The organism is Lysinibacillus sp. fkY74-1, from assembly GCF_053165895.1.
In genome coordinates, this window is the sequence record NZ_CP170173.1 from 813,819 (window position 1) to 830,600 (window position 16,782).

At 39.0% G+C, this 16,782-nt stretch carries 14 protein-coding genes; all 14 read left to right on the top strand.

Annotated elements, in window-relative coordinates:
* The first annotated feature begins 1 nt into the window (after position 1).
* On the top strand, positions 2–763 hold the full coding sequence (locus ACE1MS_RS03745) for a 3-hydroxybutyrate dehydrogenase (RefSeq protein ID WP_447402710.1): 762 nt from the start codon (positions 2–4) through the stop codon (positions 761–763).
* Between the two features lie 16 nt (positions 764–779).
* Positions 780–1,964, top strand: a complete 1,185-nt coding sequence (locus tag ACE1MS_RS03750) for an iron-containing alcohol dehydrogenase (RefSeq protein WP_012293043.1) — start codon at positions 780–782, stop codon at positions 1,962–1,964.
* Between the two features lie 153 nt (positions 1,965–2,117).
* The gene (gene fadH, locus ACE1MS_RS03755; RefSeq protein ID WP_416277510.1) at positions 2,118–2,885 is read left to right on the top strand and encodes a 2,4-dienoyl-CoA reductase; all 768 of its coding nucleotides are present in this window, start codon (positions 2,118–2,120) and stop codon (positions 2,883–2,885) included.
* 63 nt (positions 2,886–2,948) lie between these two features.
* Positions 2,949–3,188 (top strand): hypothetical protein, encoded by a 240-nt coding sequence (locus tag ACE1MS_RS03760; RefSeq protein ID WP_008174117.1) that lies wholly within the window; start codon positions 2,949–2,951, stop codon positions 3,186–3,188.
* A 198-nt stretch (positions 3,189–3,386) separates the two neighbouring features.
* Positions 3,387–3,827: a cyclic-di-AMP-binding protein CbpB gene (gene cbpB, locus ACE1MS_RS03765; RefSeq protein ID WP_012293045.1), complete on the top strand. Its 441-nt coding sequence runs from the start codon at positions 3,387–3,389 to the stop codon at positions 3,825–3,827.
* Positions 3,828–3,895: 68 nt separating this feature from the next.
* On the top strand, positions 3,896–4,783 hold the full coding sequence (locus ACE1MS_RS03770; RefSeq protein ID WP_012293046.1) for a LysR family transcriptional regulator: 888 nt from the start codon (positions 3,896–3,898) through the stop codon (positions 4,781–4,783).
* 166 nt (positions 4,784–4,949) lie between these two features.
* A complete protein-coding gene (locus ACE1MS_RS03775; protein WP_416277509.1) occupies positions 4,950–7,343 on the top strand; it encodes a hypothetical protein in 2,394 nt (797 codons plus the stop codon).
* A 2-nt stretch (positions 7,344–7,345) separates the two neighbouring features.
* A complete protein-coding gene (locus tag ACE1MS_RS03780; RefSeq protein WP_416277508.1) occupies positions 7,346–8,281 on the top strand; it encodes an ABC transporter ATP-binding protein in 936 nt (311 codons plus the stop codon).
* Positions 8,278–9,123: an ABC transporter permease gene (locus tag ACE1MS_RS03785; protein ID WP_012293049.1), complete on the top strand. Its 846-nt coding sequence runs from the start codon at positions 8,278–8,280 to the stop codon at positions 9,121–9,123. The genes ACE1MS_RS03780 and ACE1MS_RS03785 overlap by 4 nt, the downstream gene beginning before the upstream one ends.
* Positions 9,124–9,135: 12 nt before the next feature.
* Positions 9,136–10,551 carry a hypothetical protein gene (locus ACE1MS_RS03790; RefSeq protein WP_447402711.1) on the top strand — a complete coding sequence of 472 codons (1,416 nt, stop codon included), beginning with the start codon at positions 9,136–9,138 and terminating at the stop codon, positions 10,549–10,551.
* 11 nt (positions 10,552–10,562) lie between these two features.
* Positions 10,563–11,558, top strand: a complete 996-nt coding sequence (locus ACE1MS_RS03795; RefSeq protein ID WP_012293051.1) for an AAA family ATPase — start codon at positions 10,563–10,565, stop codon at positions 11,556–11,558.
* Positions 11,555–12,430 (top strand): DUF58 domain-containing protein, encoded by an 876-nt coding sequence (locus ACE1MS_RS03800; RefSeq protein ID WP_031418833.1) that lies wholly within the window; start codon positions 11,555–11,557, stop codon positions 12,428–12,430. The genes ACE1MS_RS03795 and ACE1MS_RS03800 overlap by 4 nt, the downstream gene beginning before the upstream one ends.
* A gap of 11 nt (positions 12,431–12,441) precedes the next feature.
* On the top strand, positions 12,442–14,187 hold the full coding sequence (locus ACE1MS_RS03805; RefSeq protein WP_099805021.1) for a vWA domain-containing protein: 1,746 nt from the start codon (positions 12,442–12,444) through the stop codon (positions 14,185–14,187).
* Positions 14,171–16,768 (top strand): VWA domain-containing protein, encoded by a 2,598-nt coding sequence (locus tag ACE1MS_RS03810; protein WP_447402712.1) that lies wholly within the window; start codon positions 14,171–14,173, stop codon positions 16,766–16,768. Before ACE1MS_RS03805 ends, ACE1MS_RS03810 begins: the two co-directional genes overlap by 17 nt.
* The last annotated feature ends 14 nt before the right edge of the window (positions 16,769–16,782 follow it).

A 16,782-nucleotide genomic window follows, 5' to 3' on the forward strand; every position in this document is an offset into this window, starting at 1 on the left:
TATGCAAGGAAAAACAGTGTTCATTACTGGAGCAGCTCGTGGCATTGGTCTTTGCATGGCACAAGCATTTACCGAGCAAGGGGCAAATGTCGTCATTACGGATAAAAATGAACAGCTTTTAAGAGAGGCTGTTGGAAAAAAACCCTCCTTAACGGCTTATACATGTGATGTGACAGATGAAGAAGCCATAAGAGAGGCAATTAATTGGACAATCAATCGATTTACAACGTTAGATATTTTAATCAATAATGCAGGATTTCAACATGTCTCGCTTATTGAAGACTTTAAGACTGAAATTTTCCAAGACATGCAAAAAGTAATGGTGGTTGCTCCATTTATTGCGATGAAATATGCATTCCCTCATATGAAGAAAAATCAATGTGGTCGTATTATTAATATGGCCTCTATTAATGGAGTGATTGGATTTGCTGGAAAGGCCGGTTACAATGCGGCGAAGCATGGTGTCATTGGTTTAACGAAGGTAGCTGCACTGGAGGTAGCGAAGGATGGCATTACGGTAAATGCGATTTGTCCAGGATATGTGGATACAGAATTAGTTCGTCATCAGTTTAAAGATTTAGCGTTAACTAGAGGAATTCAAGTAGAAGAAGTACTTGAAGAGGTACTCTATCCTCTTGTACCTCAAAAGCGTTTACTTGATGTTTCAGAAATTACAGGGCTTGCTTTATATTTGGCAAGTGATTTAGCTAAAGGGTTAACGGGTCAGGCAATTCTTTTAGATGGTGGCTATACAGCTCAATAGTGTAGGAGGGAGAAAAATGATTCAAACAAAAACAATCTTTACTGTTCATTCACCTGGAACGATTGTTTATGGGCGTGATTCCTTTGAAGAGGTGGGTGAGTATGCTAAAAAACTCGGTACCAAAGCGCTTATTATTAGCGATCCCATTATGGACAACTTAGGCTTTGTGAAGCAATGTAGTAGCTTGTTAAACACAAATGGAATAGAAGTCGCCTCATACCTTGGGGTAGTAACTGAGCCGGATGACACGTATGTAGAGGAAGGCCTACAGCTTCTTCTGCAAGAAGGCTGTGATGTCATCATTTCTGTTGGAGGTGGAAGCTGCATTGATACAGCAAAGGCAATTGCAGTGGTGGCTACTAACGGTGGCTACATAGGAGATTACATGAAAATGGCAAAAATTGCAGCGCAAGCGCCAATCCCACATATTGCTATTCCAACAACAGCTGGAACAGGTTCTGAAGCAACAGATGCTACTGTTATTACCAATACAAAGAGTGAAGTCAAAATGATGATTAAACAGCCTGCCTTTATGCCAACGATTGCCATTGTTGATCCTATTTTAACGATAACATCACCGCCTGCAATTACAGCGGCTACAGGGATTGATGCCTTAAGCCATGCCATTGAAAGTTATTTGTCACGTTTAGCCCACCCATACTCAAATGTACTTGCTCTTTCTGCCATGGATTTAATCATTCATAACATTATGAGAGTTTATGAGCAAGGTGATGATGTAGATGCGAGAGAAGCTATGTCATTAGGTTCCATGCAGGCAGGCCTATCTTTTTCTAATGCTTCGGTCGCGTTAGTACATGGGATGTCTCGTCCAATAGGTGCGTTGTTCCACGTACCCCATGGTATTTCCAACGCGATGCTTTTACCAGCCGTTTTAGAATTTTCAAAAGAAGCTTGTATAGATCGGTTAGCAGTTTTAGGAGAGTTCTTTCATAAAAGCAATGAAATATTATCACAAGAGGAGCTTGCTCAGTTAGCCATTTCTTCCATTAAGGAAATATGTAAACTTTTGAATATAAGTAATTTAAAACAGTGGGGCATAGAGGAGGCAGCTTATTATAAGGCTATCCCTAAAATGGCTGAAGATGCGATTGCAAGTGGTAGTCCTAGCAATAACCCGAAGATACCGACAAAAGAGGAACTAATGGAGCTATATCATATAGCTTATACTTATGAATTCTAAAAAATTTGCGAGCTATTCATTATTGTGGATAGCTCTTTTATATTTTTTATAGAAATTAAAAGGAGTGAAAAGCAGAATTAATATGACATATTCGAGAAAATATAGTAAAATTTTAATGAATAACCATTCATTTTTAATAAAGGGGGAAATGGAATGTTGCAGGGGAAGACAATTGTCATTACAGGTGGATCAAGTGGGATGGGCCTTTATATGGCGAAGCAATTTGTTGCTGAAGGAGCAAATGTTGTTATAACAGGGCGCAACGAAGAACGTTTAGCAGAGGCAAAAAAGTTTATTGCAGAGGCTGGCTCAACTATTGAAACTTTTCAAATGGATGTACGAGTACCAGAACATGCAGAGGCGATGCTAGAGTTTGCTATTGAAAAATTTGGACAGGTTGATGGTCTTGTTAATAATGCGGCAGGTAATTTCATTGTACATGCTGAGGATTTAACACCTAATGGTTGGAAGGCAGTTGTAGATATTGTGTTAAATGGTACGTTCTTCTGTTCTTCAGCTGTCGGTAAATATTGGATAAAAAATAAAATTAAGGGCTCTATTTTGAATATGGTGGCTACTTATGCTTGGAATGCAGGAGCTGGTGTGGTCCATTCAGCTGCGGCAAAAGCTGGAGTATTATCATTGACGAGAACATTAGCAGTAGAATGGGGAAAGCAGTATGGTATCCGCGTCAATGCAATAGCACCAGGACCAATTGAACGGACGGGTGGAGCAGATAAGCTTTGGGAATCGGAAGCAGCTGCTGCGCGTACATTAGATTCTGTTCCACTAGGACGAACGGGTACACCTGAGGAAATAGCTGATTTAGCAACATTTATGATGTCTAATAAAGCAAGTTATATGAACGGAGAATGTGTGACATTGGATGGTGGCCAGTGGCTCAATCAATATCCATTCTAAAAATGTTTGCATAATGGAGAGCTGGATTGACGCATACTAAGGGAAAAGAAAGGAGTTTTGACAATGGGTATGTGGTTAATACCAGCTCTAATTGCCATGATAATTATTTGTGTTATTTCGTTTGTATCCACGTTGAAAATTGCAAAGATGACTTCTGAACGGAAGTCTGAAAAGGATACTCCGATTTCAGAAACGGTTGAAGAGTATGCAACGATGCTCAATCCAATCGTATGGGTATATCTGATATTTTTACTCTTTTTAGGGATCATGATTTTTTATTACTGGAGTAAGGCTGGCTATTAGAAATAACGCATCCTCAATCAGAGATGAAACACTTTAACTGATTGAGGGTGTACTTAGTTTTTGTTGAATGATTCAAAATAATTCGTTATTCCTGAAAAACTCTTCCCGTCCTGATCATGGTCAGACATAGAAAAGTTGTGATATGATGAAAGGGAAGGACTGTTCTGCACAGCCAGGACAGAAAAGGAGAAGAAGTTCATGATTTCAACTAACAGCAAAGACTTATTAGCAATGCCAATTAGTGATTTTATCATTTCCTCTGAAAAAGTTGCACATGTACAAAGTGGTAATAGTGCAGAACACGCACTCCTTGTACTAACGCGGACAGGATATTCGTCCATTCCTGTATTAGATATGAAATATCGACTTCAAGGTTTACTGAGCATGAAAATGATAACGGAATCGATTCTAGGACTCGAGCATATTGAGTACGAAAAGCTTCCTGATATTAAAGTTGACTCTATTATGGAAAAAGAGATCGCTGTATTAAAATTGTCAGATACATTTCAGCGAGCTTTGGATTTAGTTATTAACCACGCATTTTTATGTGTAGTGGACGAAGATGGTACATTTGCAGGGATATTAACAAGACGTGTTATTTTAAAGCAATTGAAAAAATATATTTATCAAAAAGAGTAGTAGTTTAAGAGGGAGCTCATATGAAAGTCATGAGGCCCTCTTTGCTTGTATTGGAGGTTTACAGATTGATGGCAACAGAGGCAGAGATTTTAAAAATTTTGGCTGAGGAACGCAATATGCGGAAAGCAGCTGAACGTCTATTTCTATCCCAACCAGCCCTTTCTCAACGTTTACAAACCATTGAAAAGGACTGGGGTGCACAATTATTTATTCGTTCACAAAAAGGTTTAACAGCAACACCTGCTGGTGAACAGGTTATTGCCTATGCAAAGGAAATGCTAGCGAAAAAGGAAGAAATATTTGAAACGATTCAATCTTTAACAACAAAGGTAAATGGGACATTGAAAATTGCCTGTGCGTCCATTGTTGGACAAAACTGGTTGCCTAAAATCCTAAAGGAATTTGTATCTAAATATCCTGATGCAAAAATATCGCTTATGACGGGCTGGAGTTCTGAAATTGTGAAAGCACTTTATGAGGGCGAGGCACATATTGGAATTGTACGAGGTCAGGTAGATTGGAAAGGGGAAAAGATTCACCTTTTCAGAGACACTCTTTATTTAGTGGATAAGGAATTGAAGACAATTGAAGATGTACTGACGACAGATCGTCCATTTATTCAATACAAAAGTGATTCGAACTACTATCAGGAAATTCAACAATGGTGGCAGCAACACTTTGCTCAAAATCCCAGAAAACAAATTTTAGTAGATCAAATTGAAATTTGTAAACAGATGGCTTTAAATGGAATAGGTTATGCTATACTACCATCCATCACATTAAATGATCATGATGAAATTCATAAAATACCTTTAACAAACGATGAAAAGGAATTTGGGATTACACGAGATACATGGCTTATTGGCTATGAATCATCTTTTGAATTGCGTCAAGTAGAGGCATTTGTAGAAGTAGTGCAAGACCATGCACGTTGTTTGTTTGACTATACAAAATAAAAAATAAGGCAATTCCAGTCTATTAGGGGATTGCCTTTTCGTTTTGGCTCAGTGATTTCTTAAGAGTTTATGAATATTGATGAAGATATCATAAGAAATGGAACAAAATGCAATTTAAATCGTATAATTATGTAACCATCTACTTACATAAAAAGGGGTTGAGCTTTTGAAAAAGACAAAAATTATGGCACTGACTTTATTAGTAATGCTGATGATGAGCTTTCTGTTGCCTTCCACACAGGCGCAAGCTGCTGCACCATTAGAGGTCAAAGCAACAGCAGGCATTTCAGGGAAAGCTAAATATCAATCAGTTGTGCCCTTACAAGTTACAGTGAAAAATAACGGTGCAGATTTTTCTGGAGATATGGCAATAAATTCTTCTAATTCCTATGAAGCAGCATCCGCACTTGTCGTTCCAATTGATATAGCAGCTGGAGAAGAGAAGACATTTACCTTCTATCTAGATGGTTTAGCTGACAATGGATATTCGGACGCAGATTTATTTGCTTTTTATGAAGGAAATATTGAAAAAGGAAAAAAGATTGCCTATAAGGGGACTAAGCGTCTACAATCGAATTTTTTAGATCCTACATCAACATTTGTCTATACATTGACAGATAAAAGTGATCGACTATCAGCACTTTTACGTTTATCATCATTTGTTCCTCAAAACAATGTAGAAATATTTAACATTAATCAATTAAAGGATTATACATTCCCAGAAGATGAACAAGGACTTGCCATGGCAAATGTCATCGTCGTAGATGAAGTAGCAATAGCCGACTTAGCACAAAAACAACAAGAGGCATTGCTGAAATGGGTACAAGATGGGGGTACATTACTTTTAGGGGCTACTGATCAAGTGGATGCCACAGCAGGGGTTTTTAAAGATTATTTACCAATGTCATTATCACAAGAGACGACATCTATCTCTGCAGAAACATTAACAAAATTATCGGGCGGTGGTATTTTTACGCAGCCAATTTCGATTCATACAGCTACTAATCTTGAAGGAAGTTTACCGGTATTAACGGAGAATAATGTTGTACTAGCTTCGAAGAAAAAAATTGGCGGTGGTGAAATTATTCAAACAGCCTTTTCTTTAGGAGATCAGCCGCTTGCTTCAATGGATGGCTATGCAGCCCTTCTAGCAAAAATGATCGATATTCAAAGTATTTCGCAGCATGGAATGATGAATCAGGGCCAATCCCCACTCGATCAAATTTCTTATGAGCTTCGTAGCATAAATGAATTATTCCCGTCCTTTGAAGTTTCAGTAAGCTATATGCTTATCGTCATTATTCTTTATATTATCATCATTGGCCCAGTTCTTTATTTTGTTCTGAAAAAAGTAGACAAGCGTGAGCATGCATGGTGGATTATTCCCGTGTTCTCAATCGTTCTTTCGATTGGTCTTTTCATTGTTGGAGCAAAAGACAGAATTGTTCAGCCACAAGTACAACAATCCGCATTTTATAAGGTCAATGAGGATAGTAGTTTGAATGGGTATTATGTTGAATCAATCTTAACGAATCGTAGCGGGGATTTTATCGTTAATACGGATAAAAATACAACGGCAGTTGCGATGAGAAATTATAATAATTTCACAGGTACTGTGGGTGATTTACATGAATCTTCTTATATTAAAGAAAATGCCAACGGTTCAACGTTAACATTACGTGATTTAAATTATTGGTCTGTTCAATCATTTGGAGGGAAAACATCAGCTCAAAATATTGGGAAAATGGATGTTGATATCACATTGAAAAATGAAAAGCTGACTGGAACAATAAAAAATAATTTCCCATTTGAATTAAAAGACGTCACGTTAATTTCTGGCGTGAAAGAAGTAAAGCTGGGTGATATTAAAGCGAATGGAACTTTGCAAGTAGACAAGGAATTGAAGACAACGGTACTTCAAAAGCCATCTGTTTTTAATAATTACAACTACAGTTACCCATCTCAGAAGGATGAGGTAGATCCAATGCGTGTTGAACGAATGAAAACATTAGCATTACCACTTGTAGAGAATGATAGACAGCCAATACTTACAGCATGGACAGATCAAGCGATAGTAGGGGCTGAGCTTGAAACAAGTGCAAATATGTCTCCAATTACAATGCTTGTTCAACCGTTTAAAGGGAAAGTGGAACTATCAGGACCATTTACAATGAAACGCAATAATTTCACGTACTCATTAAACTCACTATCCGCGAGTGGATATTTCGATAAAATCGATGAGGAATTGAATAACTGGTATCTATCTGATGGTTTATACGAATTAACAATGGCAATGCCTGATCAATTTATGGACGCTGTGGAATCACTTAATGAACTAACCATTTCTAATAAGGATGTTAAACGTATGCAGCTGTCGATATGGAATAATGCCACAAATATGTATGAGCCATTAGTTGATACAAAGCAAGTGTTTACAGATAATATTAAAAATTTTATTAATCAAGATAGTGAAGTTCGACTTGAAATTAAGTATGGTCCAGATCCAACTGGTGAACAAACGAAATTACCTGAAATAGAGCTGAAGGGAGTGGCAAAATAATCATGATTGAAATTCGTGACCTAACGAAAAGATATGGCTCCTTTACGGCACTGGATCATTTAAATTTGTCCTTAGAAGAAGGCATCGTGTTTGGCTTTGTTGGTGCTAATGGAGCGGGTAAATCAACAACATTTTCTATTTTAGCGACATTACTGTCACCGACATCAGGTGATGCGTTGATAAACGGTAAAAGTGTTGTTAAGGAACCGAAAGAAGTACGCAAGCAAATCGGGTATATGCCTGATTTCTTTGGTGTTTATGACCAGCTAAAAGTAGATGAATATTTAGATTTTTATGGAGCTAGCTACGGTATTCAACTAGCAGAGCGCCAAGTGCTGATTCCACAGCTTTTAGAGCTTGTAAATTTAACGAGCAAACGTTATGAATACGTTGATTTATTATCGCGTGGGATGAAGCAGCGTTTATGTCTTGCACGTGCACTTATCCATGATCCTAAAGTATTGATTTTAGATGAACCTGCGTCAGGATTAGACCCTCGCGCCCGTGTGGAAATGCGAGATATTTTACGGAATTTAAAGTCTATGGGTAAAACCATCTTAATCTCTTCTCATATTTTGCCTGAGCTTGCTGAAATGTGTGATGAAATTGGCGTCATTGATAATGGCAAATTAATTGCACATGGAAATGTTGCTGCCATTCAGGCGCAGTTACAGGGAGAAAAGCGTATCGTCATGAAAGTAACAGATCGTATACACGAAGTACGTGCATATTTGGAAGAAGATCCCCATATTTCATCTATTGATGTCCTTGAGCATCGTCTAGAAATAGCCTTTAATTATCGTGGAACAGATGTAGAGCAGGTAGCATTACTGAAAAAGGCGATACTTGCAGATTTACCTATTTATGCGTTAAGTGAGGAAGAGAAAGATCTAGAGGATGTCTTTATGGCGATTACGAAGGGAGCGGACAGTCAATGATGGAAAGATTTTATAATCCAGTATTTGTGAAAGAGTTAAAATTACGATTCCGTTCTTTTAAAAGCTTCTCAGGATTAATGTTTTATTTAGCGGTACTTTGTATTTTCATTGCAGGTTTTTTATTGCTTACCACTGAATTTACTGGCAAGGGATTCTTTAAACCAGAAACAAGTTTTATGATGTTTGCTGTATTAACCATTTTACAAATGGCATTAGTTCTTTTTATTACTCCAAGCTTAACAGCAGGAGCAATCAGTAGTGAGCGTGAAAAACAAACCTTGAATATTTTGCTAACAACGACACAAAGCTCTACACAAATTGTTGTTGGTAAATTATTATCATCGGTGTCGTTTCTAGTTTTAATGCTTGTAGCAGGATTACCATTATATAGTTTAGTGTTCCTATTTGGTGGGGTTTCACCTTCCCAGCTTGTTTCTATATTTTTATTCTATTTAGTTACTGTAGTAGCAATAGGTAGTATTGGTGTCATGTTTTCAACTATTACGAAAAAAACGATTGTTGCCATGATTGCCACATATGGTTCTATTATCTTTTTAGGTGGGATTACAGCGTTTTTCTTCTTTTTAACAATGGCTTTCCATCAAATGGGTAATGCTGTAGGTGCAAGTACCTCCTTTATGACTTATTTTTGGGCTTCAATTAATCCAGGTGCCCTAATGCTGACGCTGATTTCACCTGAGATGGGAAATGCGTTAGCTGAACTTTCAGGAGTGGAACTACCTGTGTGGATTACTTATTTAATCGTTTATGTATTGATTATTGTACTTTGTTTAACAGTTGCCATAAAAAAATTACGTGCCAACATGAAAAGTAACCGATGAGGAGGAATTATTATGGAGCGTCGTAAGCAATTACGAAAATATATTCAGCGTGCAAAGTCGAGTTTAACACTTGAAAAAAGCATTCCTATTGCACAATATGGTCTGTTTTTGGCATTGCTTTCGAGTGCTTCTCTCGTTCTTATTTCAAGATTATTTGTCTGGCCCTATTACCGCCAAATTGCGTTGGCTATCTTTGTTACACTTATTATTGCAACGATCGTTTACATCTGGTGGAGACGTGTCAAAGAGAAAGAAGCTTTGCATACATTGGATCACTATTTTTCACATAATGAGTTGGTTACAGCTTTATCATTGAAAGACGATCAGGACCCACTTGTTCAAGCATTATTATTAAAGGCGATACAGAATGTTGAACAGGCTTTCATAAGCTTTAAGGCTCGCAAGAAAAATTTGTTTCGACCAAAGGCGTTTATTGGACTATTTGGCACTGCTGTCGTCCTAGCAATTCTTTATATGTTCCCGGCAGCGACTCAAATAGAAGCGATTGAAGTTGAAAAAGAGCAAGCTGTAATCGACGATATGAAGAAGGAAGTTGCGGAGCTGGAGAAAAAAGCGCAGACAAAAGAAGTGAAAGAGCAATTGCAAGAGCTTCAAAACACGCTTAAGGAAGCAGAAACAGCTGAAGAGGCACTCCGCGAAGTGGTGAAGAAGCAAAAGGAGCTTGCTCTTAAGGAGCAGCAATTAAAGGATAAACAAACGGCAAGTCAAGACGGAGCTACCGATGAACAAGGCTTATCGAAAAAAGAAGTTGAGCAATTGAAGGAACTTGCACAAATGCAGCAACAGCTCACACAAAATGCAAATGCCACACAAACAGCTATGAGTAAACTTGGTAAACCAGCGAGTAATTCCTTACAAAATGCAATTGCAAGTGCTAATAATGCTGGCACTAACAATCAAAATAATAATCAACAACAAGGTAGTCAGCAGTCATCTGGTAATTCCCAGCCAAGCAATCAGCAAGGGCAGACGAGTCAGTCTGGTCAAAATAATGCTCAAAATGGTTCCCAACAACAAAATGGTAATAGTCAAGGCCAAGGACAAGGACAGGGCCAAGGACAAGGACAGGGCCAAGGACAAGGACAAGGACAAGGACAGGGCCAAGGACAGGGTCAAGGACAAGGTCAGGGCGCAGGTAAAGGTCAAGGTGGTCGAGATTTATTAACGACACCGAATCGGATTGGTGGGTCAAACGAGACATCCGTGGATGGTGGAGCATTAGGAGATGGCTCTCATGTCTCTGAGCAACAGGGGAATGGTCCGATAACAAAGGGCAGCATTCGACCGTATGAAGAAATAATTGGTTCTTATAAAGACAGCTATTTAGAAAGCTCAGAGCGTTTACAATTACCGAAGGATTTACAAAATGTCGTGCAATCTTATTTCACGTCAATTGAGTCGCAGTAGGAGGAAATGAAATGGCATTTACAGAGCAACAATATGTAGAAATGAGTACAAAATTACAACAAGTAAAAGATGAAATTCATCGTTTTATTGTAGGGCAAGAAGATGCGATTGATTATACTTTGTATGCTGTACTAGCAGATGGTCATGCATTATTAGAAGGTTTACCAGGCTTAGGGAAGACGATGTTAATTCGTACAATTTCTGAAGTTCTTGACTTATCGTTTTCACGTATACAATTTACACCGGATCTTATGCCGGCGGATATAACTGGGACAAGTATGATTGAACGCACCCCAGATGGTAAACAACAATTTACGTTTCAGCCTGGCCCTATTTTTAGTCAGATGGTGTTAGCAGATGAGATAAATCGCGCTACACCCAAGACTCAAAGTGCTTTGTTAGAAGCAATGGGAGAAAAAACGGTAACGATTTTGGGCGATACAAAAAAAATGGCGAGACCATTTTTCGTGTTAGCGACTCAAAATCCGATTGAAATGGAAGGCACATATCCGTTACCAGAAGCACAGATGGACCGTTTCCTTTGTAAAATTCTTGTCCCCTATCCGGAAAAAAATGAGCTAATGGAAATTATGAAGCGAACGACAGGTGCTCAGGAAATTGGCTTACAGAAACTGATGAATACAGAGGCTCTAATAGAAGCCCAGCAAATGGTGAAGGAAGTGCTGGTTGCTGATGAAATGCTTGAATTTGCAACCGATTTAGTAGTGGCAACGCACCCAGAAAGATCTGATGCTCTGGACGAGGTCAAGCAATATGCGATGTATGGCAGTGGACCTCGTGGTTTGCAAAGTTTAATAAAATTAGCAAAAGCTAGAGCGCTGATGAATGGTCGGTTCCATGTTTCAGTGGCTGATATTAAATCAGTAGCAAAACCTGTATTACGTCATCGGATGCTATTGAACTATGAAGGGGAGGCTTCAGGAAAAACAGCAGATGATGTCATTGATGTTATTTTAGAAAAGGTTCAACAAGGTGTTAGCAAGTGACAGCCAACTACTTATTGCCCGAAGACTGGTTAGCGAAAATCAGTCGTTTTCAAGTAGCTACTGCCTCCAAGCTACGCGGGCAGCATAAAGGCTCGCATCGTTCACAGCGCTTTGGGGCATCCCTCGATTTTTCGGATTTTCGAGAATATCATTTAGGTGATGATGTACGACAAGTGGATTGGAACGTCTTTGCCCGAACGGATAAATACTTTATTAAAAGATTTTTAGATGAACAAGAAATGCGCGTACACATCCTACTCGATACCACAAAATCAATGAGCATGGATGCCAAGTGGACTTTTGCTCGTCAAATAGTGGCATCCCTTGGTTTAATGGTACTTGGTAGAGACGATCGTTTATCTTTTTCATTTTTACAAGATGAAACGAAGCCTCCATTTCGTCGCAAGGGCGCCATGTATCGCCGAGCATTTTTACAAATAGTAACAGATATAGAGGAAGCGAGTTATTCGAATCCTTTTGCACAGGGTGCCTTAAAGGCTTTACCAAAGGATAGTACAGTGTTATTTATTGTTACAGATGGTCTAGAGTCAATTGAAGAATGGGAGCAACTTTTAAAAAGGCTACCACGCTATGCTGGCGATGTACGTATACTACAAATAGTGACGGAAGAAGAACTATCACCAAATTATTCAGGGGATGTGCGTCTTCTTGATCGTGAAACAGGTAATGAAGTCAATGTGACAATGTCCACTAAAGTACTAGAAACCTATCATGCAAGACGTTTATTACATGAAGAAGAGTTTGAAGCTATTTGTCGTCGTTTCGGCATTCGAAAATTACAATTGAAGGTGGAAGATGGTTTGCAACAGGCAATCTTTCAGCAATTATTAAAAGCACATTGGATTAGGTGAGGTGAGCCGTATTGGGCTTTAGTCAAATTATGTTTAGCTGGACGGCCATCATCCCGGTCATTGTCCTACTCTATTATTTCTTTCGAAAAAAATATACAGATCAGCCGGTCTCTTCAACACTTTTCTGGTCTGAGATTATGCAGGAAACACGGGTATCTCCTTATTTAAAGCATTTGCAAAAGAATGCCCTACTTTATTTACAGTTACTAGCATTGTTGCTTCTTGTGTTGGCACTCATGAATCCCTATGTGAAAAAATCAACGATTGTTGGTGAGCAAACTATATTTATTGTGGATACTTCTGCAACAATGTTAGCTGGTAAGGGGCAATCTACCTTTGACACACATAAACAGGAAATGCTGACGCTTATAGATGAATTAAATGGGAGACCAGTCACGTTAATTACGACTGGTTCAGCACCAAAAGCGATTTTGCAGCAAGAGACAAATGTTAAAGAAATCGAAAAAGGTATTAAAGACTTACAAGTAACCTATGAAACGGCAGAAATGGATAAGGCGCTAGATGTGGCACAAGCATTTGTAGGAGATACACCGACTTCCATCTATGTATTTACAGATGCACTCGATAAAAAACAACTACCTATGAATAAGGACTCCGTTAAATGGCTAGTAAGAGGTGCTGTGAAGGACTTAACAAATATTGCTATTACTCGATTTGCTGCAACAACAGATGGACAGGCTACAATGGCGCTTGTGCAGCTTCATAATGATACAGACAACGAGCAAAAGGTCACACTAGCATTACTAAATGAAGAGGGTAAAGAGTTAGTAGCTGAGAATATCGCTGTTCCTCCAAAGGAAGCGATAACAAAAACCTTCAAGGAGTTACCTGTAGAAAAATCGATGACAGCGATTATTGATGCGCAAGATGATTATGACGTAGATAATCAACAAACGGTTTTACTACAAACGGCTACTTCAAAAATTGTGGTTGATCAGGGCATGCATCAATTGATTCAAAAAGGATTTCAATCCGTAAGTACGGGTGTGAAAATCGTTCCGCCTTTACAAGTAGTAGACAATCAGGATGCCACGGTGATCACTAATCAAGCTGAATTGCTGGAAAAGATGGTCAAACCTCTTGTGTTATTTGGCCGTGATGATGCTGAAAAGGTAGAGGTAAGTGGCATAGTAAGTACTAAAAGTGATGCTTTATTTGCTTTTAGTGAGCTCAAAGATGTTTATGTTAGCGCCTTGTATCCTGGATTTACAAATTATGAAACTATCGCTACTGTTGGAGAAAAGCCGTTTATACAGCGCTCTCCTAAAGGGGATATCGTCGTCTTAGCAGATATTGCAGATACGGATTGGCCACTACACCCATCATTCCCGTTATTCTTATGGAGTACTGAACAGCAGTTATCAGAATCCATTGGTTCACTCGGTATTTTCACACCAAATGAACAAAGAGCAGTAGCTTTAGCGCAGGAAGACTGGAGCGTATATTCACAAGAAGATGAATTTCTATCATTGGTTACGGATGGTATGCTAACTGCGCCAACAAAACCTGGCATCTATTTTGTGCGTTCTAATAATGAAGAAAAACATTTTATTGTACAATTGCAGGCGCAAGAACGTGTTATTGAGCAAGGAACAAGCTATACATTAGGGGATATTTCTGATAACGGAAAGGCTGAGATTTCGAAGGCTTCTTTTGTCCCTTGGCTAATTCTTATTATTTTAGTTTTACTTGTTTTAGAGTGGGAGGTGCAACGACGTCGTGGATTTACGAATTGATATGCCATTCATATTGTTGCTATTACTTCCATTACTCATCTATTTTGGTTGGACCTATTGGCGAGAACGACAGCGACTAAAAAAGAGTCATGCTTTCGTACTTATGATTCGCATGCTAGCGGTAGGCTGTTTAGTTTTCGCATTGGCAGGGCCGTATCTTTTATTACCTATAAAAGAAGAACAAATCGTGTATCTAGTTGACCGCTCAGCTTCCATGAATGGGACTGAAGATGAGATGGTACAGTTTATACAGGATAGTTTACAATCGAAAAAAGATGAACAGCTTGCAGGGCTGTATTCATTCTCATCAACATTACAAACAGAAGCCATTATGACTAAAACATTAAAGGAAGTACCAAAGTTTACGGAAATAAAGGCTACTGATCAAACGAATATAGAACAAAGCCTGCAACTTGCCACAGGTATTATAGATCCGAAAAAAGCAACACGCCTTGTGCTATTAACAGATGGCAATGAGACAAAGGGAAGTGCTTTAGATTTCGCCACGAAGTTTAAAGGCTCCAATATTAGTGTGGATGTTGTGCCCTTCAGTCAGCCTGTTGTGAATGATGTTTCATTAAAAAGCTTTGTGTCCCCACAAGTTGCCTATGTAGGTGAGCAACAACAACTGGTAACAGAAGTGCATGCAACAACAGCTGGACAAGGCGAGCTATTATTATATGAAAATGATGAACTGATTCATCGTGAGGGAGTCGAGCTAGCCGAAGGAACGAATATGTTTACCTATAAACATGCAGCGACTGGTGAAGGGCTGGTGAAATATGAAGCTGTTGTTCAAGTAGGACAGGACGCAATATTTGAAAACAATAAATTAACAAGTGTCACAATGGTACAAAGCGAACCACATTTACTCATTGTGAATGGCTATGAAACAGCTTCACCAATAGCGTCGGCACTTGGTCAGCAATCAATAGGCTATGATGTAAAATCACCTGAAAGCTTGCCAAATGAACTCTCCAGTTATTTGCAATATAATGCCATTATTTTTGATAATGTACCGGGACATTTAGTCGGTGAGGCAAAAATGAGTGTGATAGAGCAAGCAGTCAAAAACTTTGGTGTTGGTTTTGCAATGGTGGGTGGAGAAAATAGCTTTGGTTTAGGTGGTTATTTTAAAACACCAATTGAAACTTTATTACCTGTTGAAATGGAGATAAAGGGGAAAGAACAATTACCTTCGCTAGGACTTGTCATTGTGTTAGACCGTTCTGGCAGTATGTCAGGATCCAAGCTAGAGCTTGCAAAGGAAGCGGCTGCACGATCAGTTGAAATGCTACGTGATGAAGATACATTAGGATTTATAGCATTTGATGATCGTCCTTGGGAAATTATAGAGACTGGACCTTTGAATAATAAAGAAGAGGCAGTGGATACCATTTTATCCGTTACACCAGGAGGCGGAACAGAAATCTATGGTTCACTGGCAAAAGCATATGAAAACCTAGCAGATATGAAACTGCAACGTAAGCATATTATTCTTTTAACGGATGGACAATCGCAGCCAGGAAATTATGACGATTTAATTGAACAAGGAAAAGATAACGGAATAACCTTATCGACAGTAGCTATTGGTCAAGACGCGGATGCAAACTTATTGGAAGCTCTGAGTGAGATGGGGAGTGGACGCTTCTACAATGTTATCGATGAGCAAACTATTCCGTCCATTTTATCTCGTGAAACGGCCATGATTTCCCGTACGTACATTGAAGATAATCCATTCTATCCTGTACTGTATAATGCAGGGGGATGGAATACGCTATTTGCCAATGGCGTTCCACAAATGAATGCTTATATTGGAACAACCGCAAAGCAGGGTGCTACCGTCGTGGCTGAAAGCGAAAAGGAAGATCCAGTATTAGCACAATGGCAATACGGTCTTGGCAAAACATTCGCATTTACTTCTGATTCAACAGGAAAGTGGTCAGGAGACTGGGCAAGATGGCAGGACTGGGGCACATTTTGGCAAACGCTTATTTCGCAAATGCTCCCAAGTTATAATGACGTTGCCTACGATGTAAGAGTAGAATCAGATGGATCCTTTATGATTACAGACCCTACAAATGAAGCAGCATTTTTAGATATTGTGGCTGTTAATGAAGCGGGTGAAGAGCTAGACACACAGCTTGAAACTATATCAGCCTCTCAGGTGCGAGCTGTGGTACAAGCTGAGCCGGGGTTAATCTTCTTCCGTATCGCTGATGAAAAGGAAACGATTTATCAGGCGGGATTAAGTGTTCCTTACAGCGCTGAATATGAACTTCTTCCTGTTAATGATAAATTAATAGAAGAAATAACCGAACAAACAGGTGGTGCTGTTTTAAAAGAACCACAAGAAGTGTTCCGTGACTTTACAAAGCAAGGGGCGGATCGTCAAAACATTGCCACATGGCTTCTCCTTGCAGGTATGCTCTTATTCTTTATTGATATAACAATAAGGCGCTTTGGCTGGAATTTCCTAACGAAGTCGAAGAAAAAGGAGCAACTGGTAGAGGATCTCCCTGTACAAGCAGAAGACACGAATGTAGCACAACTATTAAAGGGTATGAAAAAACGCCAATAATTTAGTTTAGATGA